The sequence below is a fragment of the Pseudomonas sp. LD120 genome (assembly GCF_009861525.1).
In the GTDB taxonomy this organism is placed as follows: domain Bacteria; phylum Pseudomonadota; class Gammaproteobacteria; order Pseudomonadales; family Pseudomonadaceae; genus Aquipseudomonas.
This window is the reverse complement of record NZ_WVHL01000005.1, coordinates 2,307,212-2,331,457: the sequence shown is the minus strand read 5'-3', so window position 1 is coordinate 2,331,457 and position 24,246 is coordinate 2,307,212. Positions and strand designations below refer to the sequence as shown.

Here is a 24,246-nt window from a genome sequence, read left to right as displayed (position 1 = left end):
CTCGCTCTAGTGTGGGCGCTTAACCGAAGAAGCTCTGGCCGTTCTTGGCCATTTCACGCAGCTTCGCGGTCGGGTGGTACAGCGCGCCCAGATCGGCGTACTGGTCGGCCAGGGCAACGAATTCGGCAACACCGATGGAATCGATGTAGCGCAGCGCGCCGCCGCGGAATGGAGGAAAACCAATACCGTAGACCAGGCCCATATCCGCTTCAGCAGCAGTTTCGACGATGCCATCTTCCAGGCAGCGAACGGTTTCCAGGCACAGAGGAATCATCATCCAGTTGATGATGTCTTCGTCGGTGACTTCACGCTGCTCATAGACAATCGGCTTGAGCACTTCAAGCACCGATGGATCGGCGACCTTCTTCTGCTTGCCCTTCTTGTCGGTTTCGTAGGCGTAGAAGCCCTTGCCGTTCTTCTGGCCCAGACGCTTGGCTTCGTAGAGCACATCCACCGCCGAACGACGATCGTCCTTCATACGATCCGGGAAGCCTTCAGCCATTACGTCACGACCATGGTGGCCGGTGTCGATGCCGACTACGTCCATCAGGTACGCCGGGCCCATTGGCCAGCCGAATTTTTCCATGATCTTGTCGATGCGCACGAAGTCCACACCGGCGCTGACCAGCTTGGCGAAACCGCCGAAGTACGGGAACAGGACGCGGTTGACCAAAAAGCCCGGGCAGTCGTTAACCACGATCGGGTTCTTGCCCATTTTCTTGGCGTAGGCAACGGTGGTGGCAACGGCCAGCTCGCTGGATTTCTCGCCACGGATCACTTCCACCAGCGGCATCATGTGTACCGGGTTGAAGAAGTGCATGCCGACGAAGTTTTCCGGACGCTTGAGGGCCTTGGCCAGCAGGCTGATGGAAATGGTCGAGGTGTTGGACGCCAGAATGGTGTCTTCCTTGACCTGACCTTCCACTTCAGCCAGCACGATCTGCTTGACCTTGGGGTTCTCGACTACAGCTTCGACCACCAGGTCGACGTTGCCGAAGTCACCGTAGGACAAGGTCGGACGAATGCCGTTGAGCACTTCGGCCATCTTCGCCGCGGTCATGCGACCTTTATCGACGCGCCCCACCAGCAGCTTCGCGGCTTCCGCCAGACCTTGCTCGATGCCGTGCTCGTTGATGTCCTTCATTAGGATCGGCGTACCTTTGGACGCCGACTGGTAGGCGATACCGCCGCCCATGATACCGGCGCCGAGTACGGCAGCCTGCTTCACGTCCTTGGCGATCTCATCGTAGGCCTTGGCCTTTTTCTTCAATTCCTGATCATTCAGGAACAGACCGATCAGGCTTTGTGCGGCAGAGGTCTTGGCCAGTTTGACGAAACCGGCGGCTTCTACTTCCAGAGCCTTGTCGCGGCCAAAGTTGGCGGCCTTCTGGATGGTCTTGATGGCTTCAACCGGCGCCGGATAGTTCGGGCCAGCCTGACCGGCGACGAAACCTTTGGCGGTTTCGAAAGCCATCATCTGTTCAATGGCGTTGAGCTTGAGTTTCTCCAGCTTTGGTTGACGCTTGGCTTTGAAGTCGAACTCGCCGGATATGGCTCGTTTGAGCAGAGCCAGAGCAGCATCCTTGAGCTTCTCAGGGGCAACCACTGCATCGACAGCGCCCACTTTCAACGCGTCTTCGGCACGGTTTTCCTTGCCGGCGGCGATCCACTCGATGGCGTTGTCGGCGCCGATCAGGCGCGGCAGACGCACGGTACCGCCGAAGCCCGGGTAAATGCCCAGCTTGACTTCCGGCAGACCGATCTTGGCACTGGCAGCCATGACCCGATAATCCGCGGCCAGACACATTTCCAGGCCGCCGCCCAAGGCGATGCCATTGATCGCGGCAACGGTCGGCACGTTGAGGTCTTCGAAATCGCTGAAAATCTTGTTGGCTTCAAGGTTGCCAGCCACCAGCTCGGCATCCGGCAGCTTGAAGTTGTCGACAAACTCGGTGATGTCGGCGCCGACGATGAATACGTCCTTGCCACTGCTGACGATCACGCCCTTGATCGAAGCATCTGCCTTGATGGTGTCAACAGCCTGACGCAATTCATTCAGGGTTAGACGGTTGAACTTGTTGACGGACTCACCCTTGAGGTCGAAATTCAATTCGACGATGCCACTTTCAAGAGCCTTAACCGTGATGGCTTTACCTTCGTAAATCATCAACTGATCTCCACGATATGGAAGCTGAACAGTACACGTCGGACGCTGACTTCTGGCATGGCACTAACGTCACCGTCGATGCTAACGCCAATCCGCCAGGCACACCCGCCAACGCGATAGTCGGGATTCTGGAAAGAGCCGCCTGCGATGCAAACGCTCATTTCATACGCCCGTTTGATTTGGGTACGCCACATTCAGGGAAAATCCGACAATTGTCAATCGTACAAAACACTGTTTGAAACGCGACTTTGCGGTCACCTCATTACCCTCAAAGGGATCAACACGCCCCTGCATTCACAGCCATTCATAGGATCAATATTTAGAAAAATCGCCCTAAATCATCCATAGATTCGGATAAAGAACGACTACACTTGGGAAGTATCCGAGCAAAACGGTGGGCTTTACCGAGCAGAACGCGCGTAAGCCTAGGAGAGACGCCACTCAAGCCTGGCGCAAAAGAAACTACCGGCCTGCCTGGCCATCCCGCCCGATGCTCATGTCGGGCTTTTTATGGCCTGGCGCCCACGATTGCCGCACGCGCCCTAGACCTCTGCCTCAAGCCAACGCTTTGAGCACAGAAGCAATATCCTGCAAAACACTGAGCTCCCCGCGCTCACTCCAGTACAAAGCAATCAGCTGCTTGTCGGCCTCAAGCTTGAACACCCCTGGTGGCAAGGTTCGCAGATGCGCAAGCAGCGACTCATCGACGCAAGGCTCGCGCCATTGATTGACCCAATTGCCCGGCGCTATCTGCCAGTAACTCCAGCAGGCCGCTTGGCCGCGGCGGCGCGGACGATGGTATTGCGGACAGGGATTAGGCGGCTCCTGCCCTAGCCAATGCGGCCACTCCTGAGGTGCCAGTTGCATGGCCAAGCCCATGCGCCGTGCCTCCATGCGCATAGCGATCAAGCCACTCTGGCGCCGCGAAGGCCGCAGCCATGCCAATGGGCTCAAGACCACCGCAAGGATTGACACCACTATCAAGACCGTCATATCTGTACTCTCGATTTTTGATGAGCGGGACCAGCTTGCAACCAACCCGCTTGAAACCAGCCATACTTGAAACTATTGCAATCCTCAGGAGGAGCACCTCATGTCCTACCACCACATTCTGGTCGCCGTAGATCTAACCGAAGAGTGCGATCCTGTTATCCACCGCGCTCGCGAGCTGTCTGTAAGCAATGGAGCCAAGCTGTCGCTGGTGCACATTGTCGAGCCCATGGCCATGGCCTTTGGCGGTGATGTGCCCATGGATCTGTCGCAACTGCAGCAACAGCAATTCGACCAAGCCAAAGAACGCCTGGACCGACTGACCAGCAAGTACCCGGAACTTACCAAGGAATACTGCCACCTGACTTATGGCCAGCCACGCCAGGAGATCCACCATCTAGCCAAGGAACAGGAATGCGACCTGATCGTGGTTGGCAGCCACGGTCGGCACGGCCTGGCGCTGCTGCTGGGTTCCACAGCCAATGACGTCCTGCACGGCGCGCCTTGTGACGTGCTCGCGGTGCACCTGGCCAAACGATAAACCCAGCCCCTGCGCTTGCCGGTCAACGGCACCGACCACAAGCACAGGCAAAAAGCCCGACTCTGAAGTCGGGCTTTTTTTTCAAGCGTCGCTCACTCAGGCATCCAGCTCCGCCCAGCGCTCGACCATCTGCTCCAATTCAGCGTTCAACTGCTCCAGACGGGCAATCACCGCTGCGGTTTGCGCCGCTGGACGCTGATAGAAGCCCGCATCGGCCATTTCCGCCTCGACCCCGGCGATCAGTTGTTCCATAGCATCGATCTGTCCCGGCAACGCCTCAAGCTCGCGTTGCAGCTTGTAACTGAGCTTCTTCTTAGCTGCCGGAGCCTCTTGCGCAGGGGCCGGCGCCGCGGCTTGCACCGGCGCAACCACGGCGGAATTGAGCTCAGCCTTGCCAGACTTGTTCTCGGTCACGCCCAGCAACCGTGGCGAACCGCCCTGACGCAGCCAATCCTGATAACCACCAACGTACTCGCGAACCTTGCCCTCGCCTTCAAAGACCAGGGTGCTGGTCACCACGTTGTCGAGAAACGCCCGGTCGTGGCTGACCATCAGTACCGTGCCCTGGAAGGTCAGCAGCACTTCTTCAAGCAGTTCGAGGGTTTCCACATCCAGGTCGTTGGTCGGCTCGTCGAGCACCAGCAGGTTGGCCGGCTTGCTGAACAACTTGGCCAGCAACAGACGGGCACGCTCACCGCCGGACAGGGCCTTGACTGGCGTACGGGCACGTTGCGGACTGAACAGGAAATCACCGAGGTAACTGAGCACGTGACGGCTCTGGCCATCGATCTCGATGAAGTCGCGACCTTCGGCGACGTTGTCGATCACGGTCTTTTCCAGGTCCAACTGGTGGCGCAACTGATCGAAGTAGGCCACGTCGATCCGCGTGCCCTCTTCCACCTTGCCGCTGCTGGGAACCAGACCGCCGAGCATCAACTTGAGCAAGGTGGTCTTGCCGGTGCCGTTGGCGCCCAGAAGACCGATACGGTCGCCGCGCTGCAGGACCATGGAGAAGTCCTTGACCAGGAACGGACCATCCGGGTGAGCGAAGCTGACGTTCTCCAGCACCATCACCTGCTTGCCGGACTTGTCAGCGGTTTCCAGCTGAATATTGGCCTTGCCGGTACGCTCGCGACGCTCGCTGCGCTCAACACGCAATGCTTTAAGCGCACGAACCCGGCCTTCGTTACGGGTACGCCGGGCCTTGATGCCCTGGCGAATCCACACTTCTTCCTGGGCCAGGCGTTTGTCGAACAGCGCGTTGGCGGTTTCTTCCGCCGCCAGCATGGCTTCCTTGTGCACCAGGAAGCTGGCGTAGTCGCCGTTCCAGTCGATCAGGCCGCCGCGATCCAGCTCGAGGATACGGGTGGCCAGGTTCTGCAGGAAGGAACGGTCGTGGGTAATAAAGAGCACCGCACCCTGGAAATCCTTCAGCGCCTCTTCCAGCCAGGCAATGGCACCAATGTCCAGGTGGTTGGTCGGCTCGTCGAGCAGCAGCAGATCCGGCTCGGACACCAGGGCCTGGGCCAGCAGCACGCGACGCCGCCAGCCGCCGGACAACTCGGCGAGGGTCTTGTCGGCCGGCAGTTGCAGACGGCTCAGGGTGCTGTCCACCAGTTGCTGCAGGCGCCAGCCGTCACGGGCTTCGAGGTCGTGCTGGACGTGCATCAGTTTTTCCAGATCGGCGTCGGTGACGATGTTCTGGCTCAGGTGATGGTACTGGGCCAGCAGCTCGCCAACGCCGTCCAGGCCCTGGGCAACCACATCGAACACGGTCCGCTCGTCGGCCACCGGCAATTCCTGGGGCAATTCGCCGATCTTCAGACCGGGTGCGCGCCATACGGAGCCGTCGTCGGGCTTCTGATCGCCCTTGACCAGCTTCATCATGCTGGATTTGCCAGTACCGTTACGGCCGATGATGCACACCCGCTCACCACGGGCGATCTGCCAGGACACCTTGTCCAACAACGGCATGGCGCCGAAAGCAAGGGACACATCGCTGAATTTGAGCAGGGTCATGTTCTTCTCCAAAAACCGGGCGCGCATTCTACCTGACTTGCGCCCGCAGAAGGCCGGCTATTTCGCGCCCGACGGCCCGGGCAGTACATTTGTTGCCAACTGATGCCAAGCACTCGGCAAAGCTTTCACCGGTTACTGGCAAAAGGCTAAGCTAGTCAGCAATCAGCGCCGGTTTCGTCGGCACTTGTCATGTTTTCTCTGCACGGATGTCCCATGCGCAGTCGCCTTTTCAGCTTTTTATCTTGCCTGCTTCTTTCCGCTACTGCCGCCCAATCCGCCCAGGCGGTGGACCTGACCCTACAACGCCAGTATTACGATGAGGCCAAGCGCGCCCTGGCCAAGGGTGATTCCGGCCCCTATTTCCGTTATGCCAATGCTCTGCGCGACTACCCGCTGGAACCCTACCTGGCCTATGACGAGCTGACTGCCCGACTGAAATCCGCCAGCAATGCCGAGATCGAAAAGTTCCTCGCCAAACATGGCGACCTGCCCCAGGCCAACTGGATGAAGCTACGCTGGCTGCGCTGGCTGGCCGAGCGTGGCGACTGGGCAACCTTCACCCGGTACTACGATCCAAAACTCAACTTCACCGAGCTGGACTGCCTCAACGGCCAGTACCAGTTGAGCCACAACCTCAAGGCCGAAGGTTACGCCACCAGCGAAAAACTCTGGCTGACCGGAAAATCCCAGCCAGCCGCCTGTGACGCGCTGTTCGCCCAATGGGCTGCCGAGGGCCAACTGACCGAACAGAAGCGCTGGCAGCGGGCCAAACTGGCAACCGAAGCCCGCAACTATTCGCTGGCCAACAGCCTGGTAAAAGGCATGACCACGCTAGCCCCTCAGGGCAGGCTGCTGGTGGATGTGGCGCAAAAACCAGAACTGCTTAGCCAGCCGTCACGCTTCCTACCCGTCAATGAAGCAATGTCCGACGTGGTCGGCCTCGGCCTGCGACGCCTGGCCCGGCAGAATCCGGACAGGGCCATGGCGCTGCTCGACTCCTATGCCAGCAGCATGCACTTCTCCCGTGACGAAAAAGTGGCCATCGCCCGCGAAATCGGCCTGACCCTGGCTCGCCGCTTCGACAGCCGCGCCCTGGACGTCATGACCAAGTACGACCCAGAACTGCGCGACAACACCGTATCTGAATGGCGCCTGCGCCTGCTGCTGCGCCTGGCACGCTGGGAAGATGCCTACCAACTGACCCGCAAACTGCCTCAGGATCTGGCCAGCACCAGCCGCTGGCGCTACTGGCAGGCTCGCAGCCTGGAATTGGCCCAGCCGAAGAACCCTAAAGCCTTGGCAATGTTCAAGGGACTGGCCCAGGAGCGGGACTTTTACGGCTTTCTCGCGGCCGACCACGCCAAGGCTCCCTACCAGTTGAACAACCAACCACTGATGCTGAGCCAGGCAATCATCAATAAAGTGCGCAATACCCCCGGCGTGCGCCGCGCGCTGGAGTTCCACGCCCGCGGACAGATCGTCGACGGCCGTCGCGAGTGGTACTACGTCAGCCGCCACTTCAACCGTGACGAAATGGTTGCCCAGGCGAAACTGGCCTACGACTTGAAATGGTACTTCCCGGCCATTCGTACCATCAGCCAAGCCAAGTACTGGGACGATCTGGACATTCGCTTCCCCATGGCCCACCGCGACACCCTGGTACGCGAAGCCAAGGTACGGGGCCTGCATTCCAGCTGGGTATTCGCTATCACCCGCCAGGAAAGCGCGTTTATGGATGACGCCCGCTCTCATGTGGGGGCCAGCGGCCTGATGCAACTGATGCCCGCCACCGCCAAGGAAACCGCACGCAAGTTCAGTATTCCCCTGGCCTCCCCCAAACAGGTACTGAACCCGGACAAGAACATCCAACTGGGCGCCGCCTACCTGAGCCAGGTCCACAGCCAGTTCAATGGCAACCGGGTACTGGCCTCCGCCGCCTACAACGCAGGCCCCGGACGAGTACGCCAATGGCTCAAAGGCGCCGACCACCTGAGCTTCGACGTATGGGTGGAAAGCATTCCTTTCGACGAAACCCGCCAGTATGTACAGAACGTCCTGTCCTACTCGGTGATCTATGGGCAGAAACTCAACTCACCACAGCCCTTGGTCGATTGGCACGAACGCTACTTCGACGACCAGTAAGTCCCGCCCAAGACAACAATGCCCGCAGCGATGCGGGCATTTTCATTTCCATCCGCTAGGCCTCGCTACGAGCCCCATCGCTGAACTGCAGGGCCGCCAGACGCGCATACAGCGCGCTGCTGACAATCAACTGCTGATGCGTGCCCACCGCCACCAACTTGCCCTGATCCATAACCGCGATGCGGTCGGCGTTCTTCACCGTGGCCAAGCGATGGGCGATCACCAGCGTGGTACGGTTTTTCATCAGGCTGGGCAAGGCTTGCTGGATCAAATGCTCACTTTGCGCATCAAGGGCGCTGGTGGCCTCGTCCAACAGTAGGATGGGGGCATCCACCAACAGCGCTCGAGCAATCGCCAAGCGTTGTCGCTGCCCACCAGAGAGGCCCAACCCGGCATCCCCCAAATGGGTCTGGTAACCCTCCGGCATCTGCTCGATGAACTCATGGGCATAGGCGATCTTCGCCGCTTCCTGGACCTGCGCCAGGGTCGCGTCCGGATTGCCGTAGCGGATGTTCTCTTCGATGCTGCCGTAGAACAGCGCCGGGCTCTGGGATACCAGGGCAAAACAACGGCGTAGATCCAGCGGATCGAGCTGGGTCAGAGCAACGCCATTAAGCAGGATCCGTCCCTGCTGCGGATCATAGAAACGCAACAACAGATCATAGAGCGTGGATTTTCCCGCCCCCGACGGCCCCACCAGCGCCAGGGTTTCCCCGGCACGCACTGTCAGGCTCAGACCATCGATTGCATAGCGATCAGGCCGCGACGGGTAGGAAAAGCGCAAGCTGTCCAGCTCAAGATCGCCCCGCACCCGCACCGGCAAGCTCACCAACCCGCTAAGGGGCGACTGAATGATGCTGTCCGCCCGCAACAGCTCAGCGATGCGCTCCGCGGCCCCAGCGGCACGCTGCAACTCGCCAATCACTTCGCTCAAGGTGCCAAAGGCGCTACCGACGATCAGGCTGTAGAAGACGAACGCCGCCAACTCACCACCGGAAATCCGCCCGGCGATCACATCCATGCCGCCCACCCAGAGCATTACCCCCACCGCCCCCAGCACCAGGACAATCACCAGAGTGATCAACCAGGCCCGCTGGGCAATTCGCTTGCGCGCGGTTTCGAAGGCTTGTTCCACGGTAACGGCAAAGCGCTGCTCATCCTGGGATTGGTGGTTATAGGCCTGGACCGTCTTGATCTGACCGAGGGTTTCGGCGACATAACTGCCGACATCGGCAATCCGGTCCTGGCTCAGGCGCGACAGGCTGCGCACTCGCCGACCGAAGATCAGAATCGGCGCCAGCACCAGCGGCAAGGCGACCACAACGATGCTGGTGAGCTTGGGGTTGGTGACGAACAACAAAACGATCCCCCCGATCACCATCAACGTATTGCGCAGAAACAGTGACAACGAAGAGCCAATCACCGACTGCAGCAAGGTGGTATCGGCGGTCAGTCGCGACTGAATCTCCGAGCTGCGGTTGTTCTCATAAAAGCCTGGATGCAGATAGATCAGGTGGCTGAACACCTGGCGCCGGATATCCGCCACGCAGCGCTCGCCAATCCACGACACCAGGTAGAAACGTACAAAAGTGCCCACCGCCAGCGCCAGGACCAGCAGCAAGAACAGGCCAATGGACTGATTCAACAGATGAGGGGACTGGGTCATGAACCCCTGATCCACCAGCAGACGAATCCCCTGCCCCATGGACAAGGTAATGCCCGCGGTGACGATCAATGCCAGCAAGGCGCCCAGCACCTGCCAACGGTAAGGCGCGATAAAACGACTGGCCAGATGCAAGGCCCGGCGGTGACGAGAAGAAAGCATGCTGTTCATCCATTGACGCACCGACGAGTCATCGCTGCCGCGGCAACGAGAGGAATTCGCAGGAACTTTGCTGAATCACAATGAGTCCGGTTGATTATGACCGCTGACGCTAGAGCCTAGAGATTATCGATCTAATCAGTGCCTGGTACTCCCCGGGCATTTCTGTTGGAGTGAAACGACCGGGCCTGGCTTGGCAGCGATCTGTAACAGCTTGGTCACCCGGCCATTCTAAAGTAAGCACACAACCTGATGAGGAGACAGGCCATGTCCTTGCAACACAGCAGCAATGACAAGATTCACGTAATCCGCACCCAGCCGAACCAGTCTCTGGGGTGTGCCATCATCGACGCTCAGGGGCGCGAAGTGCCTATTACTGAAGACATGATCCAGAACGCCTGTCGCGAACTGGAAAAGCGCCTGGTCAAGCCTGCCCGGCAAGATTGACACACAGCCTCAGTTCCTCTTGACCCGGCCTTGCGGCCGGGTTTTTTATCGGCTTTTTCTGCTCACTGAAGCGTTTCAGACTTCGCGGGCACCCAGCGCCCGAACCAACTGACTGAGGTTCGGCGACGCGCCCTGAATCCTTACTTCAAGGCCGTCGATTTCACGACGCTCCGGATAATACTTGCGCAACCCATCGAAGGCCGCACGCTGTTGGGCCACATCGTCCGCCAGGCTGCGACGCAAATCCGCATCATCACGTCGCGGGTCATACACCGCGCGGCAGAGCATCGCCAGGGCCCAGGCCGGGTCGGCGTTGGCATTCAGACCGACCTGCGCCACCCAAGGCGCCGGCAACAAGCTCGCCAGACGGACCTGCTCGGCCTGACCAAGAAAACGGCAATAGGCCTGGTAAATCTGCGCCGTGCCCCGCTGTTTACCGTCCAGGCTATAGCCAGCGATATGTGGCGTGGCCAGCACGCAGAGGTCGGCTAGGGCGCGGTCCACCGTCGGCTCTTCTTCCCAGACATCCAGCACCGCTTGCAGGTCTTCGCGCTGCTGCAGCACATCGCGCAGCGCCTGGTTATCCACCACCGGACCACGGGCGGCGTTGATCAGCCAAGTGCCTGGGCGTAGCTGGTTCAAGCGCTGCCGGTCCAGCAGATGCCAGGTGCAATGCTCCCCCTGCCGGGTCAGCGGCGTGTGCAAGCTGATGACATCGCAACGCTCGATCAACTGTTCCAGGCTGACGTAGTCGCCGCCTTCCGCCGCCTGTCGTAGCGGGTCACAAACCAGAACCGGCCAACCCAAGCCACGCAGCACCTTGATCAGCCGACCACCCACCTCCCCTGCACCGACCACGCCATAACAACGCTGGGTCAGGTCTACGCCCTCGATTTCGGCCAGGGTCAGCAGGCTGCCCAACACGTAGTCCACCACGCCACGAGCATTGCAACCCGGAGCACTGGACCAGGTGATACCAGCCTTCTGAAAGTAGTCCAGATCCAGATGATCAGTGCCGATGGTGCAGGTACCGACAAACCGCACCGAACTGCCTTCCAGCAACTGGCGATCAACCTGGGTCACCGAGCGCACCAGCAACACATCCGCCTGTTCCACCGTGGCCCGATCGATGGCGCGTCCTGGACAACGTCGGATCTCGCCGAAACCGGCAAAGAACTCTTCGATCAGGGGGATATTTTCGTCGGCAACAATCAACATGGCAGGCTCCTCGTGCGGAGGCGCAGTGTAGGCGCAGATGACAGGGCGAGCCAGCGCGGCTTGCACTCCAGAGGCTATTTACCCGGGGCCCGGTGCTTACAAATCGACAACACTGGAACTTTTCCTGAGCACGCCGCCAACGCGTAAACTGTCGCGTCCTGCGCAACACCACTTATGGACGCTCCGCCCCTTGAACTCCGTGACCGACTCTCCCGCCACCGCTTCCATCAGCCGCCCTGCACGGGTCGGCCTCGAGTTGCGCGATCTGCTGCGCCTGGCCTTGCCCATCATGATTGCCCAGGTGGCCACCACCGCCATGGGCTTTGTCGATGCGGTGATGGCCGGACGAGTCGGCCCACAGGACCTGGCGGCGGTGGCGCTGGGCAATTCGATCTGGATTCCCGTGTTCCTGCTGATGACCGGCACCCTGCTGGCCACCACGCCCAAGGTGGCCCAGCGCTTTGGCGCCAACCACTTGCATGAAATCGGCCCCATCGTACGTCAGGCCTTATGGCTGGCCTTGGTGGTCGGTTTGCTGGCAATGCTGATTCTGATGGGTGCCGAACCAGTGTTGCACCTGATGAACGTCGATCCGGAGTTGATCAAACCCTGCATGGGGTACCTGCACGGCATCGCCAGCGGCATGCCAGCGGTAGCCCTGTATCACGTACTGCGCTGTTTCAGTGACGGCCTGGGCCGCACGGTGCCCAGCATGGTCATTGGCCTCTTCGGCCTGGCCTTGAACATCCCGACCAACTACATCTTCATCTATGGCCACTTCGGCGTACCGGCCATGGGCGGCGTTGGCTGTGGCTGGGCCACGGCAATCGTAATGTGGGCCATGATGCTGGCCATGGCTGGCTGGGCACTCTGGGCACCGGCCTATCGGCAGATTCAGGTATTCGGGCGCTTCGACTGGCCACAATGGCGCGTGATCAAACGCTTGCTGAGCGTCGGCCTGCCCATCGGTATCGCAGTGTTCGCCGAGTCGAGCATCTTCGCGGTGATCGCCCTGCTGATCGGCAGCCTGGGGGCCACCGTGGTGGCCGGGCATCAGATCGCCCTCAACTTCAGCGCCCTGATGTTCATGATTCCCTACTCCCTGGCCATGGCCGTGACGGTGCGGGTTGGCCAGTCCCTCGGGCGCCAGCAACCGCGCGATGCACGCTTCAGCGCCGGTGTCGGCATGGCTGCAGCGCTGGCCTACGCCGGCCTGTCAGCCAGCTTGATGTTCCTGCTGCGCGAGCCCATTGCCTCGATCTATACCACTGACCCCATGGTGATCCAGGTGGCCTCGATGCTCATCGTGTATGCGGCGCTGTTCCAATTCTCCGACGGCATTCAGGTCACCGCGGCCGGTGCACTGCGGGGCTACCAGGACACGCGCGCCACCATGATCCTGACGCTGTTCGCCTACTGGGGCATCGGCCTGCCGGTGGGCTACAGCCTGGGCCTGACCGACTGGTTCGGTCCGGCACGTGGCCCCAGCGGCTTGTGGGAAGGACTGATTGTCGGCTTGAGTTGCGCGGCGCTGATGTTGTCGGTCCGCCTGACCCGCAGTGCGCGCAAGCACATCCGCATCAGTCGCTCGGAAGGTTAATCGAGCTTCTTGCGAATCCAATACAGATAGGTGCCGGCCTGTTCTTCCTGCGCCACCAGCTCATGGTCGAGAAACACGCAGAACTTGGGAATGTCGCGGCGGGTAGACGGGTCGGTGGCGATCACCTTCAACAGTCCGCCCGGCGGCAGGTCACGAATGTGTTGGTGCAACATCATCACCGGCTCAGGGCAATTGAGGCCGGTGGCGTCGAGGGTGCCGTCAACCGGCGTGTCGTTGATTTGACTCATGGTTCACTCCTGGAACTGGCCGGCATGCCACGCAATGCCGGCTTTATGACGAAGGGCTCAGCGCGAACGGACAGGCTTCAGGTCCAGGCGCCGCAGGTGACACGTCACCTCTTCGCGATCGTGATACAGCTGCTTGCACCCAATGGCGACGCGAATGCCCCGGGCCTTGAAGCCATCTTCAATGCGCTCCAGCAAACGCTTCACTTCGGCGTAACGCTGCTTCATCGGCAATTTCAGATTGACCACCGCCTCGCGGCAGTGCCCCTCTCCAATCCAGGTCTCCAGCAGCGCCGCGCTGCGCGCCGGTTTTTCGACGATGTCACAGACCATCCAGTCCACCGGCTGCCGAGGCTTGTAAGTGAAACCGTCGGCCATTAAATGTTGCACTAGGCCTGTGTCCATCAGGCTTTCGGCCATTGGGCCGTTGTCGATCGCGGTGACCAGCATGCCGCGATTGACCAGTTGCCAGGTCCAACCGCCCGGCGCGGCGCCCAGATCAACACCCGTCATGTCGCTGTGCAAACGCTCGTCCCATTGATCGCGGGGGATGAAGTGATGCCAAGCCTCTTCCAGTTTAAGGGTCGAACGGCTTGGTGCTTCGCGAGGGAACTTGAGCCGCGGAATGCCCATCGGCCACATGGCCGAGTTGCCGGATTCGGCCAGCCCGACAAAAACTTCACGTCCGCTCTTGAAGGTCAGCAGCAAGCGCGGCTTGCCAGCGTCCTCCACCAGCTTGCCGGCAGCGCCCAAGGCCTTGCGCAGCGGGCCTTCAAACTTTTTGCAGAAGTTCGACAGCTCCTTGCCATCGTTGGTGTCCACCACCTCTAGCCACAGGCTACCGCACTGGGGGAAGTGGGCCAGATAGGCCAGGATCACACTGATGCGGTCGGTTTCCGGCAAATCGATGAAGCCGCCCCGCGCCCACTGCCGGGGAAAGATCAACTCGGCAAAGCGCAGCCCCTGCATCAGGCGCTGGGCACCGTCATCCTCGGTGCAGATGAACTCGGCGCAGGCGGTGCTGGGTTTGGCCTTGGCGTAGCCGGCGACATTCAGACGGGCTGCGTGATCGGCGATCTCGGAGCAGACTTCACCCTCGAAACCGGGCCGGCAATGGATAAACAGGGTGTTCATTGAATCTCCTGGGCAACGGGCGATAAATCGACGCACAAACCTGCCCTGTAGCAAAGCCTGTCACGAAAACCGGCGCATGATAACCGAGTTCGGAACCTTGGACTGACCCCAGGAGTCCAGTGATTAGCGATAAGCCCCAAACAGAGCTAGGTTAAGCCTCTGTCCGTATCACAGGCCCGTAGCCGTGCGGGCTCAAAGGAGTCATTCAATGCCATCCCTCGATAGCCTGAAAACCCTTAAAACCTTGAAGGTCGACGACAAGACTTATCACTATTTCAGCCTGCCAGATGCTGCCAAGGGCCTGGGCAACATCGACACCCTGCCCATGTCGTTGAAAGTCTTGCTGGAAAACCTGCTGCGCTGGGAAGACGGTAAAACCGTCACTGGCGCCGACCTCAAGGCCCTCGCCGCCTGGCTCAAGGAGCGCCGCTCCGACCGGGAAATCCAGTACCGCCCGGCCCGGGTTCTGATGCAGGACTTTACCGGCGTACCGGCAGTGGTCGATCTGGCCGCCATGCGCGCCGCCATGGCCAAGGCCGGCGGTGACCCGCAACGAATCAACCCTCTGTCGCCGGTGGACCTGGTGATCGACCACTCGGTGATGGTGGACAAGTTCGGTAACAGCGGTGCCTTTGAACAGAACGTCGATATCGAGATGCAGCGCAACGGCGAACGCTATGCCTTCTTGCGCTGGGGCCAGAGCGCCTTCGACAACTTCAGCGTGGTCCCGCCAGGCACCGGCATCTGCCATCAGGTCAACCTGGAGTACCTGGGGCGCACGGTCTGGACCAAGGACGAGGACGGCCGCACCTACGCCTTCCCCGACACCCTGGTGGGCACCGACTCCCACACCACCATGATCAACGGCCTCGGCGTCCTGGGCTGGGGCGTGGGCGGGATCGAGGCAGAAGCGGCGATGCTCGGCCAGCCGGTGTCGATGCTGATTCCGGAAGTGATCGGCTTCAAGCTCACCGGCAAGCTCAAGGAAGGCATCACCGCCACCGACCTGGTGCTGACAGTGACCCAGATGCTGCGCAAGAAAGGCGTGGTGGGCAAATTCGTCGAATTCTATGGCGACGGCCTGGCCGACCTGCCCTTGGCGGACCGCGCCACCATTGCCAACATGGCCCCGGAGTACGGCGCCACCTGCGGCTTTTTTCCAGTGGACGACATCACCCTCGACTATCTGCGTCTCTCCGGCCGCCCAAGCGAGCTGGTGAAGCTGGTGGAGACCTACAGCAAAATCCAGGGCCTGTGGCGCCTGCCGGGCAAGGAGCCGGTGTTCAGCGACAGCCTGGCGCTGGACATGGGCAGCGTGGAAGCCAGCCTCGCCGGCCCCAAGCGTCCACAGGACCGAGTCGCACTACCCAACGTGGCCCAGGCCTTCACTGACTTCCTCGACCTGCAATTCAAGCCCACCAGCAAGGAAGAAGGCCGCCTGGAAAGCGAAGGCGGCGGTGGCGTTGCCGTCGGCAACGCCGACCTGGTGGGCGAAGCCGACTACCAACACGAAGGCCAGACCTACCGCCTGAAAAACGGCGCAGTGGTGATCGCAGCCATCACCTCCTGCACCAACACCTCCAACCCCAGCGTAATGATGGCCGCCGGCCTGGTGGCGAAGAAGGCCGTGGAAAAAGGCCTGCAGCGCAAACCCTGGGTCAAGAGTTCGCTGGCCCCGGGCTCCAAGGTGGTAACCGACTACTACAAGGCTGCCGGCCTGACGCCCTACCTGGACCAACTGGGCTTCGATCTGGTGGGTTATGGCTGCACCACCTGCATCGGCAACTCCGGCCCGCTGCAAGAACCGATCGAAAAAGCCATCCAGCAAGCCGACCTGACGGTAGCTTCGGTGCTGTCTGGCAACCGCAACTTCGAAGGCCGGGTGCATCCGCTGGTGAAAACCAACTGGCTGGCCTCGCCGCCCCTGGTGGTGGCCTACGCCCTGGCCGGCACCGTGCGCATCGACCTCAGCAGTGAACCGCTGGGCCAAGGCAAGGACGGCCAGCCGGTGTACCTGCGAGACATCTGGCCCAGCAGCCAGGAAATCGCCGCCGCGGTGGCCCAGGTCAACACCCAGATGTTCCACAAGGAATACGCCGAGGTCTTTGCCGGCGACGCCCAGTGGCAAGCCATCGAGGTGCCGCAAGCCGCCACGTACGTCTGGCAGGACGACTCCACCTACATCCAGCACCCACCGTTTTTCGACGACATTGCCGGTCCCCTGCCGACAATCAACGACATCAACGACGCGCGGGTGCTGGCTCTGCTAGGGGATTCGGTAACCACTGACCACATCTCCCCGGCCGGCAATATCAAGGCCGACAGTCCGGCCGGGCGCTATTTGCGAGACAAGGGTGTGGAGCCTCGGGACTTCAACTCCTACGGCTCGCGCCGGGGCAACCACCAAGTGATGATGCGCGGCACCTTCGCCAACATCCGCATTCGCAACGAGATGCTCGGCGGCGAGGAAGGCGGCAATACGCTCTATATCCCCAGCGGCGAGAAAATGCCGATCTACGACGCGGCCATGAAATACCAGGCCTCGGGCACCCCACTGGTGGTGATTGCCGGCCAAGAGTACGGCACCGGATCCAGCCGTGACTGGGCCGCCAAGGGCACCAACCTGTTGGGGGTCAAGGCGGTGATTGCTGAGAGCTTTGAGCGCATCCACCGCTCCAACCTGGTGGGCATGGGCGTGCTGCCACTGCAGTTCAAGCTGGATCAGAACCGCAAGAGCCTGCAACTCACCGGCAAGGAGACCCTGGATATCCTCGGCCTCAGCGGCACAGCACTGAAGCCAGGCATGGACCTTAGACTGGTGATCACCCGCGAGGGCGGTAGCCAGGAGAACGTCGAAGTACTGTGCCGCATCGATACCGTGAACGAAGTCGAATACTTCAAGTCCGGGGGAATCCTGCATTACGTGCTGCGGCAATTGATTGCCTCTTGATCCAACGTGAAACCAGACACCGCCTTCGGGCGGTGTTTTCGTTGGGCTGTCGCGCCTCCCTCGCCTGGTTATACTTGCCGCCCCGCCGAGCCTGACTGATCGGTCGCAATAACGACTACAGATCCGGCTTTGAACAACGTTTCTGCATTACCCCTTTCTTTTGCAACAAGGATTCCACATGACCGCTCTGCCATGGATGTATCTGGCACTCCTTTCCATGGGTTACGCGCTAGCCCTGAGCTACGGGCAACTGGGCCTGCTGGCCGCCCTGGCAATCGCGCTGTTGCTGTGTGCCGGTTTTGCCGTGCGCCAGCAACGCAGCCGCATCGGCCAGTACCTGGGCCACGGCCTGTTCGTGATCATCGCCCTGGCTTTGGCCATGCACTGGCTACCGGGTTTCTACAACGGCCGGGGCATTGAACCGCAACGTTTCAGCGACGACGCCGTGCCTTTTTCCATGTACCTGAACCAAGACAAGCCACTGATCGGCTTCTGGCTGTTGCTGGTCTGCCCCTGGATTGTCGGACGGCGCTCATTGCGCCTGTCGCTGTACGCCACGGCGCTGGCCTTGACCTTGTGCGCTGCTGGCGCATTGGGCGGCGCCTTGCTGCTGGGCATCATCAGTTGGTCGCCGAAATGGCCGGATCAGGCTTGGCTGTGGGTGCTGAACAACCTGCTACTGGTGACACTGGTGGAAGAGGCGCTGTTTCGTGGCTATGTCCAAGGAGGCCTGAGCCGCAGGTTCGAGGCCCTGCCCTACGGCGAGAACCTGGCGCTACTGTGCGCGGCCCTGTTGTTTGGCCTGGTGCACCTGGGTGCCGGCTGGCAGTGGACATTACTGGCGGGCATCGCTGGCGTCGGCTACGGTCTGGCCTATCGATTTGGCGGTTTGGGCGCAGCAGTGGCCACGCACTTCGGCCTGAACCTGTTGCACTTCGGACTGTTCACCTATCCGATGCTTGCCGGCTGAAACGGGCAGCCCCGAACCGCTGACCATCGGCACAAACCAGTACTTCAGGACAATTGACTGCCAAGGAAGAAGGTTAATGATTAGCCTCTGGTCCACGCCGAAAAAAGCCCCCGACGGCGCATCGTGCAATACCCCCACTCTGCCAATGAGAACTTGCGCCGATTTTTGAAAAATAATTTCAATAATCGGCCAGAGCAGCCGACAACCCATCAAAGCCTTGCGGATTGAAAAACATCATGCGTAATAACCAGCCTGTCACTCAGCGCGAACGTACCTTCCCGGCTCAACAACGGTTGATTTCCACCACCGACGCCAAAGGCCTGATCACCTATTGCAATGACGCCTTTGTCGAGATCAGTGGCTTCTCCCGCGAAGAGCTGGTTCGCGCACCGCACAATCTGGTCCGTCACCCTGATGTGCCTGCGGCGGTGTTCGCACACATGTGGGGCACCTTGAAACAAGGCTTGCCATGGATGGGCATCGTCAAGAACCGCTGCAAGAGCGGCGACCATTACTGGGTCAACGCTTATGTGACGCCCGTCTTCGAAGGCAATCAGGTGGTGGGCTATGAATCGGTACGGGTCAAGCCCACCGCCGAGCAGGTGCGTCGCGCCGAAGCGCTCTACCAGCGCATCAACCAAGGCAAGTCGGCCATTCCAAAACGCGACAAGTGGCTGCCCGTGCTGCAAGACTGGCTGCCCTTCATCCTGGTCAGCCAACTGAGCTTCATGATCGGCGCCTGGCTCAACTCCCATTGGGGCTTTGCTCTGGCGGCCGCGCTCTCGGTACCACTGGGCCTGTTGGGGCTGACCTGGCAACAGCGGGGCCTCAAACGCCTGCTGCGCCTGGCCGAACAAACCACCTCCGACCCGCTGATCGCACAGATGTACACCGACAGCCGCGGCGCTCAGGCACGCCTGGAAATGTCGATCCTGAGCCAGGAAGCGCGCCTCAAGACCTGCCTGACCCGCCTGCAGGACACCGCCGAGCATCTCAATGAGCAAGCACGGCAATCCGATACCCTGGCCCACAACAGCTCCAGCGGCCTGGAGCGCCAGCGGGTCGAGACCGAACAAGTGGCCACGGCGGTCAACGAGATGGCCGCCACCACCCAGGAAGTGGCCAGCCATGTACAACGCACCGCTGATGCGACCCAGGAAGCCAATCGCCTGACCGGGCGTGGCCGCGACATCGCCGGGGAAACCCGTGAAGCCATCCAGCGACTGTCGGTGGCGGTGGGCGAAACCGGCCTGACCGTGACCCAGCTGGCCAAGGACAGCGACGAAATCGGCGGCGTGGTGGACGTGATCAAAGGCATCGCCGACCAAACCAACCTGCTAGCCCTGAACGCCGCCATCGAAGCAGCCCGCGCCGGAGAAATGGGCCGCGGCTTTGCCGTGGTGGCCGACGAAGTGCGCCAACTGGCGCAACGCACCAGCGAATCCACGGGGCAGATCCACACCCTGATCGCCAAGCTGCAGCAGACCGCGGCCAACGCGGTACAAACCATGGACGCCGGTCACCGCCAGGCGGAAGAAGGTGTCGCCCGGGTACTGGAAGCCGATCAGGCGCTGGTGGGTATCAGTGAAGCGGTGGCCAACATCACCGACATGACCACCCAGATCGCGGCCGCCACCGAAGAGCAAAGCTCGGTGGCCGAAGAAATCAGCCGCAACATCAGCACCATTGCGCAACTGGCGGACCAGACTTCAGAGCAGGCCCTGCATTCGGCCGAACTGAGCGAAGCCCTGACCCGCACCGCTCACACCCAGTACTCGCTGGTGGAGCGCTTCAACCGCTAAAGCCCGCCCGGGCTGGCAACAAAAAAACCGCAAACACCGGCTTGCGGTTTTTTATACCCGTAACCTCGCCCAACGACCGCAGGAGCGAACTGGCTCGCGATGATTCTTCACCGTGATACAGATTCGAGAACCGGGTGAACGCTTCGCGAGCACGCTCGCTCCGACAGGATCAGCTCAGCGCCTGCAGGAAACCGGCAATCCTGCTCGCCGCAGACTCCAGGTGCTGTGCATGAGTGAAACCCGAGGCCTTCAGCGGCTTGAGATCGTGATCAGCGGCCGCTAGCCAACACAGCTCGATACCCGGCGCCAGTGAGTAGGCCTCCACCGCCTGGCGATTGCCCAGGGCATCGCGCTCGCCCTGCACAATCAGGCTCGGCGTCGTCAGCTCGGCCAGGTGCGCCACCCGTGGCTTCTCCGGCTTGCCCGCGGCATAGAAGGGATAACCTAGGCACACCAGGGCATCGGCCGCCAGCTCGTCGACCAGCAAACTGGCCATGCGTCCGCCCATGGACTTGCCGCCTACCGCCAAGACCCCAGTGACATAAAGTCGCACCAGAGCATGCACCTCACGCCAGCACTCCAGGAGTTTGGGTGCCGGGTTGGGCGGGCGCTTGCCCCCGTCCAGACGCCGCTGGGCCATGTAGGGAAACTCGAAGCGCAAGACGCTCACCCCATGCCTGGCAAGGCGTACAGCGATGTCGTCCATGAACCCACTGTCCATCGGCGCACCGGCACCGTGGGCCAGGATCAGAGTGGGGGCCTTCGACGGGTCGACAACCGCGGCGACCTCCCACAACCAGCCCCGCTCCCGCACGCACTGCGCCCATTGATCCCCGTCAATACTGGCCTTGTGCTCATTGCTCATGCTTGCCTCGCTTTTAGTCTGCCTATAACTCCAGACGAAGTGAGCGCGCCTTGCCGTGCGCAGTCGCTTTCACTTCTGCTGAACCGTGGATGGGGAACCATGAACACTTCTATCAGTACCGCCTACAACTACAAGGTGGTCCGCCAATTCGCCATTATGACGGTGGTGTGGGGCATCGTCGGCATGGGGCTCGGGGTTTTTCTCGCTGCCCAGTTGGTCTGGCCCGAACTCAACTTCGACCTACCGTGGACCAGCTTCGGCCGTCTACGTCCGTTGCACACCAACGCGGTGATCTTCGCCTTTGGTGGCTGTGCACTGTTTGCCAGCTCGTTCTACTCGGTGCAGCGCACCTGTCAGACCACGCTGTTCGCGCCGAAAATCGCCGCGTTCTGCTTCTGGGGCTGGCAGTTGGTGATCCTGCTGGCGGCCATCAGCCTGCCACTGGGCTACACCAGCTCCAAGGAATACGCCGAACTGGAATGGCCGATCGACATCTTGATCACCATTGTCTGGGTGGCCTACGCCATCGTGTTCTTCGGCACCCTGATGCAGCGCAAGACCAAACACATCTATGTGGGTAACTGGTTCTTCGGCTCCTTCATCATCACCGTGGCCATCCTGCACATCGTCAACAACCTGGAACTGCCGGTCAGTTTCACCAAGTCCTACTCGGTGTATGCCGGTGCGACCGATGCGATGGTGCAGTGGTGGTACGGCCACAACGCCGTGGGCTTCTTCCTGACCGCGGGCTTCCTGGGGATGATGTACTACTTCGTACCCAAGCAGGCCGAGCGCCCGGTGTATTCCTATCGCTTGTCCATCGTGCACTTCTGGGCACTGATCACCCTGTACATCTGGGCCGGTCCGCACCACTTGCACTACACCGCGCTGCCAGACTGGGCGCAGTCCCTGGGCATGGTGATGTCGCTGGTTCTGCTGGCGCCAAGCTGGGGCGGCATGATCAACGGCATGATGACCCTCTCGGGCGCCTGGCATAAGCTGCGCAGCGACCCGATCCTGCGCTTTTTGGTGGTGTCCCTGGCGTTCTACGGCATGTCGACCTTCGAAGGTCCGATGATGGCGATCAAGACCGTCAACGCCCTGTCGCACTACACCGACTGGACCATCGGCCACGTACACGCCGGCGCTCTGGGCTGGGTCGCGATGATCTCCATCGGCGCCCTGTACCACCTGATCCCGAAAGTTTTCGGCCGCGAGCAGATGTACAGCATCGGCCTGATCAACACCCACTTCTGGCTCGCCACCATCGGCACCGTGCTCTACATCGCCTCGATGTGGGTCAACGGCATTGCCCAGGGCCTGATGTGGCGTGCAGTCAACGAAGACGGCACCCTCACCTACTCCTTCGTCGAAACCCTGGTGGCCAGCCACCCAGGCTTCATCGTGCGGCTGGTGGGTGGTGCGATCTTCCTCAGCGGCATGCTCCTGATGGCCTACAACACCTGGCGCACCGTGCGTGCCGCCGTGCCAGCCGAAGTCAACGCCGCTGCGCAGATGGCCTAAGGAGTCCGCCATGAAACACGAAACGATTGAAAAAAACGTCGGCCTGCTGATGCTGCTGATGGTCTTCGCGGTGAGCATCGGCGGTCTGACCCAGATCGTCCCGCTGTTCTTCCAGGACGTCACCAACAAGCCGGTGGAAGGCATGAAGCCCTACACCGCCCTGCAGTTGGAAGGCCGCGACATCTACATCCGCGAAGGCTGCGTACAGTGCCACTCGCAGATGATCCGTCCGTTCCGCGCTGAAACCGAGCGCTATGGCCACTACTCGGTGGCCGGTGAAAGCGTCTGGGACCACCCCTTCCTGTGGGGCTCCAAGCGTACCGGTCCGGACCTGGCCCGGGTGGGCGGTCGTTACTCCGATGACTGGCACCGCGCGCACTTGTACAACCCGCGCAACGTCGTGCCCGAGTCGAAGATGCCGGCCTACCCCTGGCTGGTAACCGCGCCGGTAGACAGCAGCCACACCGAAACCAAGCTCAAGGTCATGCGCACCCTGGGCGTGCCCTACACCGACGATGACATCGCCGGCGCTACCGCCACGCTCAAGGGCAAGACCGAGATGGACGCCCTGGTGTCCTACCTGCAAGTGCTTGGCACTGCGATCAAGAGCAAGAGGTGAGCCATGGGTTTTGAACTCGATAGCGGCATGATCCGCGGCCTCGGGACCCTGGTGGTGATGATCGCCTTCGTCGGCCTGTCGATCTGGGTGTTCAACTCAAAACGCAATCCCGAGTTTGCCCAGGCACGCCTGCTGCCCTTCGCCGACGACCCGGTGCCGGGCGCGGCACCGGCCGGCAAAACAACTGATGACGCTCAACCTCAAGAGCCTGCAACAAGGAGCATTCGGCCATGACCACCTTCTGGAGTACGTGGATCTGCGTACTGACCATTGGCAGCCTGATCGGCCTGACCTGGCTGCTGGTCGGCACCCGCAAGGGCGAGACCAAGGGCAGTGTCGACCAGACCATGGGCCACGCCTTCGATGGCATCGAGGAGTACGACAACCCCCTGCCGCAATGGTGGTTCCTGCTGTTCGCCGGGACCCTGGTGTTTTCCGTGGGTTACCTGATCCTCTACCCGGGCCTGGGTAACTGGAAAGGCATCCTGCCGGGCTATGAAGACGGCTGGACCCAGACCAAGGAATGGGAAAAGGAAATGGCCAAGGCGGACGTGAAGTTTGGTCCGATCTTCGCCAAATTCGCGGCCATGCCCGTGGAAGAAGTGGCCAAGGACCCACAAGCACTGAAGATGGGCGGACGCCTGTTCGCGTCCAACTGCTCGGTGTGCCACGGCTCTGACGCCAAGGGTGCCTTCGGCTTCCCCAACCTGGCGGACGACAACTGGCGGTGGGGCGGCAGTGCCGACACCATCAAGGCCACCATCATGGGTGGACGCATGGCGGCCATGCCGGCCTGGGGTGAAGTGCTCAAGGAAGCAGGCGTGAAGAACGTAGCGGCTTATGTCCGTCACGAACTGGCCGGCCTGCCTTTGCCAGCCGACAGCGACGCCGACCTGGTGGCCGGGCAGCAAGCATTCAGCACCACCTGCGTGGCCTGTCACGGCGCCGACGGCAAGGGCACCCAGATCATGGGCGCACCTGATCTGACCCAGCCTGCCGGCTTCATCTACGGCACCAGCCTGGCGCAACTGCAGCAGACCATCCGCCACGGTCGCCAGGGCCATATGCCGGCGCAGAGCGAACTGCTCGGCAATGACAAGGTGCAACTGCTGGCCGCCTACGTGTACAGCCTGTCCCACAGCAACAAGCCACAAGCTGAAAGCGACAAGTAAGGGATCAACGGCAAGCTGC

General features: G+C 61.0%; 20 protein-coding genes. 12 read left to right on the top strand and 8 right to left on the bottom strand.

Translation table 11 applies throughout. The annotated features are described in order from the left end of the window. Positions 1-19: 19 nt before the first annotated feature. A complete protein-coding gene (gene fadB / locus PLD_RS24965) occupies positions 20-2,167 on the bottom strand; it encodes a fatty acid oxidation complex subunit alpha FadB (RefSeq protein WP_159897383.1) in 2,148 nt (715 codons plus the stop codon). A 555-nt stretch (positions 2,168-2,722) separates the two neighbouring features. After that, the gene (locus PLD_RS24960) at positions 2,723-3,127 is read right to left on the bottom strand and encodes a hypothetical protein (protein ID WP_256674818.1); all 405 of its coding nucleotides are present in this window, start codon (positions 3,125-3,127) and stop codon (positions 2,723-2,725) included. On the opposite strand from PLD_RS24960, the gene PLD_RS30800 reads away from it, so the two are divergent. After that, the gene (locus PLD_RS30800) at positions 3,033-3,230 is read left to right on the top strand and encodes a hypothetical protein (RefSeq protein ID WP_256674830.1); all 198 of its coding nucleotides are present in this window, start codon (positions 3,033-3,035) and stop codon (positions 3,228-3,230) included. The genes PLD_RS24960 and PLD_RS30800 overlap by 95 nt on opposite strands. Positions 3,231-3,260: 30 nt before the next feature. Beyond that, complete coding sequence (locus PLD_RS24955) at positions 3,261-3,698, top strand: universal stress protein (RefSeq protein ID WP_159897381.1); 438 nt, start codon at positions 3,261-3,263, stop codon at positions 3,696-3,698. 96 nt (positions 3,699-3,794) lie between these two features. On the opposite strand, the gene PLD_RS24950 is transcribed toward PLD_RS24955, so the two are convergent. Further along, positions 3,795-5,717, bottom strand: a complete 1,923-nt coding sequence (locus PLD_RS24950; RefSeq protein ID WP_159897380.1) for an ATP-binding cassette domain-containing protein — start codon at positions 5,715-5,717, stop codon at positions 3,795-3,797. A gap of 213 nt (positions 5,718-5,930) precedes the next feature. Here PLD_RS24950 and PLD_RS24945 point away from each other — a divergent pair, with 213 nt between their 5' ends. Beyond that, positions 5,931-7,859: a transglycosylase SLT domain-containing protein gene (locus tag PLD_RS24945; RefSeq protein ID WP_159897379.1), complete on the top strand. Its 1,929-nt coding sequence runs from the start codon at positions 5,931-5,933 to the stop codon at positions 7,857-7,859. A 55-nt stretch (positions 7,860-7,914) separates the two neighbouring features. On the opposite strand, the gene PLD_RS24940 is transcribed toward PLD_RS24945, so the two are convergent. Further along, positions 7,915-9,693 carry an ABC transporter transmembrane domain-containing protein gene (locus PLD_RS24940; RefSeq protein WP_178116208.1) on the bottom strand — a complete coding sequence of 593 codons (1,779 nt, stop codon included), beginning with the start codon at positions 9,691-9,693 and terminating at the stop codon, positions 7,915-7,917. A gap of 255 nt (positions 9,694-9,948) precedes the next feature. On the opposite strand from PLD_RS24940, the gene PLD_RS24935 reads away from it, so the two are divergent. Continuing rightward, positions 9,949-10,128 carry a PA1571 family protein gene (locus PLD_RS24935; RefSeq protein WP_159897377.1) on the top strand — a complete coding sequence of 60 codons (180 nt, stop codon included), beginning with the start codon at positions 9,949-9,951 and terminating at the stop codon, positions 10,126-10,128. 75 nt (positions 10,129-10,203) lie between these two features. On the opposite strand, the gene pdxB is transcribed toward PLD_RS24935, so the two are convergent. Beyond that, positions 10,204-11,346, bottom strand: a complete 1,143-nt coding sequence (gene pdxB / locus PLD_RS24930; protein WP_159897376.1) for a 4-phosphoerythronate dehydrogenase PdxB — start codon at positions 11,344-11,346, stop codon at positions 10,204-10,206. Positions 11,347-11,536: 190 nt separating this feature from the next. Between pdxB and PLD_RS24925 the strand changes: the two genes are divergently transcribed. Beyond that, positions 11,537-12,946, top strand: a complete 1,410-nt coding sequence (locus tag PLD_RS24925; protein ID WP_159897375.1) for an MATE family efflux transporter — start codon at positions 11,537-11,539, stop codon at positions 12,944-12,946. Here PLD_RS24925 and tusA read toward each other — a convergent pair. Beyond that, positions 12,943-13,194, bottom strand: coding sequence for a sulfurtransferase TusA (gene tusA / locus PLD_RS24920; protein ID WP_159897374.1), 252 nt, complete (start codon positions 13,192-13,194; stop codon positions 12,943-12,945). The two genes, PLD_RS24925 and tusA, sit on opposite strands and share 4 nt — an antisense overlap. 57 nt (positions 13,195-13,251) lie before the next feature. Continuing rightward, on the bottom strand, positions 13,252-14,325 hold the full coding sequence (rlmM, locus tag PLD_RS24915) for a 23S rRNA (cytidine(2498)-2'-O)-methyltransferase RlmM (protein WP_159897373.1): 1,074 nt from the start codon (positions 14,323-14,325) through the stop codon (positions 13,252-13,254). Positions 14,326-14,533: 208 nt separating this feature from the next. Here rlmM and acnA point away from each other — a divergent pair, with 208 nt between their 5' ends. The 3 genes from acnA (at position 14,534) to PLD_RS24900 (ending at position 20,047) form a co-directional block, all read left to right on the top strand. Continuing rightward, a complete protein-coding gene (gene acnA, locus PLD_RS24910; protein WP_159897372.1) occupies positions 14,534-17,275 on the top strand; it encodes an aconitate hydratase AcnA in 2,742 nt (913 codons plus the stop codon). Positions 17,276-17,453: 178 nt separating this feature from the next. After that, entirely contained in the window at positions 17,454-18,245 is a 792-nt protein-coding gene (locus tag PLD_RS24905; RefSeq protein ID WP_159897371.1) for a CPBP family intramembrane glutamic endopeptidase, read from the top strand. Positions 18,246-18,481: 236 nt separating this feature from the next. Then, positions 18,482-20,047: a PAS domain-containing methyl-accepting chemotaxis protein gene (locus PLD_RS24900; protein WP_159897370.1), complete on the top strand. Its 1,566-nt coding sequence runs from the start codon at positions 18,482-18,484 to the stop codon at positions 20,045-20,047. A 169-nt stretch (positions 20,048-20,216) separates the two neighbouring features. Here PLD_RS24900 and PLD_RS24895 read toward each other — a convergent pair whose 3' ends face one another. Next, positions 20,217-20,912: an alpha/beta family hydrolase gene (locus PLD_RS24895; RefSeq protein WP_159897369.1), complete on the bottom strand. Its 696-nt coding sequence runs from the start codon at positions 20,910-20,912 to the stop codon at positions 20,217-20,219. A gap of 99 nt (positions 20,913-21,011) precedes the next feature. Between PLD_RS24895 and ccoN the strand changes: the two genes are divergently transcribed. Genes ccoN through ccoP form a run of 4 tightly spaced genes read left to right on the top strand, consistent with a single transcriptional unit; the run spans position 21,012 to position 24,227 of the window. Next, positions 21,012-22,436 (top strand): cytochrome-c oxidase, cbb3-type subunit I, encoded by a 1,425-nt coding sequence (gene ccoN / locus PLD_RS24890; protein WP_159897368.1) that lies wholly within the window; start codon positions 21,012-21,014, stop codon positions 22,434-22,436. A gap of 10 nt (positions 22,437-22,446) precedes the next feature. After that, on the top strand, positions 22,447-23,055 hold the full coding sequence (gene ccoO / locus PLD_RS24885) for a cytochrome-c oxidase, cbb3-type subunit II (protein WP_159897367.1): 609 nt from the start codon (positions 22,447-22,449) through the stop codon (positions 23,053-23,055). A gap of 3 nt (positions 23,056-23,058) precedes the next feature. Then, positions 23,059-23,289, top strand: coding sequence for a cbb3-type cytochrome c oxidase subunit 3 (locus tag PLD_RS24880; protein WP_159897366.1), 231 nt, complete (start codon positions 23,059-23,061; stop codon positions 23,287-23,289). Continuing rightward, on the top strand, positions 23,286-24,227 hold the full coding sequence (gene ccoP, locus PLD_RS24875; RefSeq protein WP_159897365.1) for a cytochrome-c oxidase, cbb3-type subunit III: 942 nt from the start codon (positions 23,286-23,288) through the stop codon (positions 24,225-24,227). Before PLD_RS24880 ends, ccoP begins: the two co-directional genes overlap by 4 nt. Positions 24,228-24,246 lie beyond the last annotated feature (19 nt).